At 75.9% G+C, this 4,154-nt stretch carries 1 protein-coding gene; it reads right to left on the reverse strand.

The annotated features are described in order from the left end of the window. Nucleotides 1–3,923 (reverse strand): beta-N-acetylglucosaminidase domain-containing protein (locus VR45_RS33160; protein WP_234326407.1); only part of this gene is annotated, 3,923 nt, incomplete at its 3' end. Nucleotides 3,924–4,154 lie beyond the last annotated feature (231 nt).

A 4,154-nucleotide genomic window follows, 5' to 3' on the forward strand; every position in this document is an offset into this window, starting at 1 on the left:
GGCGGCGTCACCGGCGGGGTGACCGGAGGCGTCACCGGCGGCGTCAGCTGGCCGTCCACCGGGGCGACGGCGTACAGCTCGACGCCCCAGAGCGAGTAGCCGTACTTGGTCGCCCTGGCCACGCCCTGGATCCGCAGGAACTTCGCGCCCGGCGCGTCGAAGCGCACCGTCTCGTTGCCGCCCCTGCCGTCCCCGACGGTCGCGACCGTGGTCCAGGAACGCCCGTCCGCCGAGGACTGGATCTTGTACGCGGCGGCGTACGCGGCCTGCCAGTGCAGCACCGCCGAGCCCAGGTGGGTCGCCTTCGGCAGCTCCAGCTGCACCCAGGCGTCGTCCGCCGCCGGCGAGGACCAGCGGCTCTTCGGGTCCTGGTCGGCCACCGCCGAGGCCGGGAAGTTCGGGGTCTCGTCGCCCGAGGAGGTGGCCTGCGCGGTGATCGCCAGGTCGGGACCGCCGGTCGGCGGCACGACATGCACCTGGAGCACCTGGCGGACCGTGGTCTGGCCGGCCACGAACACCACCGGCACCTGGTACGTCCCGGACGGCGTCTCCGGCCCGGCGGTGACCAGCAGCGGCACGCCGACCTTGCCGCCGCGCGGCACGCTCACCCCGGTCACCGGCGCCACGGTCAGCCCCTTGGCGACGGCCGGCACCTCGGTGCGCAGCTCCCCGGTGACCCCCTCCGGCCGGCCGGCCTCGACGGTGACCCGGGCCTGCACCGGCACGGCCTCCCCGGTCACCGCGTCCACCGAGGCGTCGGCCAGGCTCAGCCGGGCCGCCGGGGCGTCCGCGTACCAGGGGATCACCTGGTTGACCACGGGCGGCTCCCCGCCCGGCTTCCAGGCCAGCCGGAACGCGTCGGCGGGCAGACCGCCGGCCGCAAGCTCGTTCCACCCCGGCTGCACGGCGCCGATCTCGGTCCAGGTGCCGTCCGGGTGCCGCACCGCGACGGTCGCCGAGGCCCGCACCCCCGGGTCGGTGAGCACGGTCAGCCGGTCCAGCGGCCGGGCGGCGCCCAGCTCGACCGTCAGCGGCTCGTCCTGCGCGGTCGGCGCGGTGGCCGCCCGGTAGGCGGTGTCCGGGTTGCCGTCCAGCACGGCGGCGGCCGAGGAGCCGGGCAGCGCGGCCGGGCCGCCGGAGACACTGGCCGGCAGCTCGTCCGGCGCGGTCACCGAGAACTCGCGCACCGCGACCGCGGTCTTCTGCGCGGCGGTGGCCCGCAGCCGCACCGCCCGGACCACCGTCCCGGCCGGCACCTGGGCCGAGACGGACTTCTGGTTCTTCACCGAGGCCAGCTTCTTCCAGCCGCCCTCCCCGGTGGAGTACTCCAGCACGCCGTCCCGGATGTAGTCGTCCTGCGCGCTCTGCCCGTCCGGGCCGCTGCCCCAGGAGCCCATCAGCACGGTGACAGTGCCGACCGGGCGCCCGCCGCCGAGGTCCAGGCCGACCGAGTCGCCCTGCTGCGGCGGCGCCGAGCTCCAGTAGAAGGTGTCGGCGACGCCGTCGGCCATCAGCGCCGGCAGGTGGTCGTGCGCGGTGCCCAGGGTGGTGGTCGCGGTGATGCCGCCGCCCTGCACCCCGGCCCAGGTGTCGGCCGCCTGCAGCGCCCGCTCCAGGAACGGGCCGAGCACGCCCGCGCCGACCGTCGCCGGGCTCTGGCCGAGCTGCTCGCGCAGCTTGGTCAGCTCCACCCGGGCCTTCCAGGCGGCCCCGCCGTCGCCGCCGCGCTGGGCCAGCAGCATGTCCAGGGCGGACTGTCCGGCGAGCCCGAAGTCGCGCAGCGGCGCCAGCCAGGACGCGGCCTCGGCGGCCAGCGGGGCGGTGGCCTGGGCGGCGGCCAGGGTCTGCTGGGCGCCGGCCATCGCGGTGAACGCCCCCCGCAGCGGGGCGGCCGACTCGATCAGCCGCGCCAGGTCCGGCGCCGCCCCCGAGGTCGGCTCGGCGGACGCCCAGAACCGGTCCATCAGCGGCAGCAGATAGCCGGACTCCTGCTTGGCCAGCGGCGAGGACACGCTGTTCCCGGCCAGCGCGGTGACCGCGGCCAGGGTCTCCCCGGTCGGCGTGGCCGTCGCGCCGGTCGGACCGGCCAGCGAGCGCAGCGCCGCCCGCCAGGAGTCCTCCGGCTTGTAGGCGGCCGGGTTCCAGGCGAAGTCGCCGGCCGTGGAGAGCGCGATCCGGGAGGCCACCGGCTGCCGCATCGCACCGGTCAGCATGACGGCCGACCTGGTTGCCACCTCGCTGTCCCGGCCGGTGTAGGCGCCCAGGAAGAGCCGGTCCGGGGTGGCGTCGTTGACCGGGTAGTTGTCCATGGTGACCAGCGGGTGCCCGTACAGGCCACCGGTGTCCGCGACCTGCGTGCCGGTGATCCGCTCCGGGATCACCCCGACGCCGCTCCAGGCCACCTGCACGCCGGAGGGCAGCGCGGCGGCCAGCGCCGTCCGGTACGGGCTGGAGCCCTGCTGGTGGTACTCGGTGGGGACGACCGACAGCGGCGCCAGGCCCGGGTTCCGCGCGATCAGCCGGTCCTGCACCTTGGCGGTCAGCTCCGCCTGCGCCTTCGCGGCCGCGGCCGGGCCGGTGCCGTACTTGGACCGGTCGTCGGAGCAGTGCCACTCCTCGTAGGACACGTCCAGGAACTGCAGCTGGAACGCCGAGAAGCCGAGCCTGCGCAGCCCGTCCAGCTTGGCGACCAGGGCGTCCGCGTCCTTCCCGGAACTGAAGCAGAAGGACTGCCCGGGGTCGATCGCGTAACCGAGGGTGACATGGTTGCGCGCGGCGCGGGCGCCCAGCGCGCGCAGGTCGTTCTCCCGCTCCTGCGGGTAGGCGTCCCGCCAGCGGGCCAGCCGGTACGGGTCGTCGCCCGGCGCGTAGAGGTAGAAGTTCTGCTTCGACCGGCCGAGGAAGTCGAGCTGGTCGAGCCGCTGCTGCTGCGTCCACGGGGTGCCGTAGAACGCCTCGGCGGTCCCGCGCACCGGCGCGCCGGACGGCCAGTCGCGCAGCACGATCCCGGGCAGTCCGAGGCCGGCCGCACCGGGCGCCTGGCCCTGGTCCGCCGGGACGGCCGCCAGCAGCTGGCGCAGCGACTGCGCGGCGTAGAAGGTTCCGGCCGCGTCGGCGCCGGCCAGCACCACCGCGCCGTAGCTGCCGCCGCCGGCCACCGGCAGCTGACCGGCCGCCAGCACATGGCCGCCGGACGGCAGCCCGGCGGTGGTGGGCGCGGCGGTGTCCTTGCCGCCGGCCGCCACGGTGAGTTCGCGCAGGATCCGGTCGGTGTCGCCGCCCGCGCCCTCGGCGGGTCCGCCGACGTACACCACCAGCGAGCCGGCCACCGGCGGTGCCGGCTGCGGCAGCGTGGTCACGGCGGTCGCGCCGGCGATGTCGAGGACCTCCCGCACCGCGGCCACCGCGCCGGGGTCCGCGTTCGCCGCGGTGACCAGGGCGACGGCACCCGGCACGGTGACCGGCTTCCCGGCCGCGCGCTGCTCCTGCGGACGCGGGAACACCTGGGGGTCACCCAGACTGCCGAGCGGGGTCTGCGGAGTACCGCTCGCGGTGCTCACCACATCCGGACCCGGCGTGTACCCGGGCGCCACGGCGTACGCGGCCGGCCCGCTCACCAGCAGACCGCCGACCACGGCGGCCGCCGACAGGGTGGCCGCCACCTGGAGGGTCCGCCGGCTCGGCGCCCCCGGGCGGGCGGACAGGGCGCGCTCGGCCCGGACCGAAGGCAGCAGCGGCGAGGTGCCCTTGAGGTCGGCGATCAGCCGGTCGGCCGTCCTGGGTGCCAGTTGACGGCACGTCCGTGCGGTGGCCCGGCGGGCCGCGATCGCCGTCGGGTGCTGGAGCACCTCGCGCAGCGCCGGGCTCTGCTCCAGCTGCTGACGGAACCGCCGGCCGGCCACCTCGGACACTCGGGCTTGCACAGGAGCCTCCTAGCCAGGCCGGAACCACATCGCGGCACAGCCCACCAGCTCTGTTTGACGGTGTCAACGTCGTCGACGGGTATGCCGACTTTGTCCGATTTACCCGCGACTGCAACCCTTCGTTCACTGCTCATTTTTGGGGCTCGGCTCGCCTCCGGGGCGCTCACGTCCGGTGCCGACGGTCGGCGCTCCAATGCCGCTCGTACCTCGCGGCCTCCTCGCTTCTCCCTT

The sequence above is a fragment of the Streptomyces sp. NRRL S-495 genome, assembly GCF_000966955.1.
Taxonomy (GTDB): Bacteria; Actinomycetota; Actinomycetes; order Streptomycetales; family Streptomycetaceae; genus Kitasatospora; species Kitasatospora purpeofusca.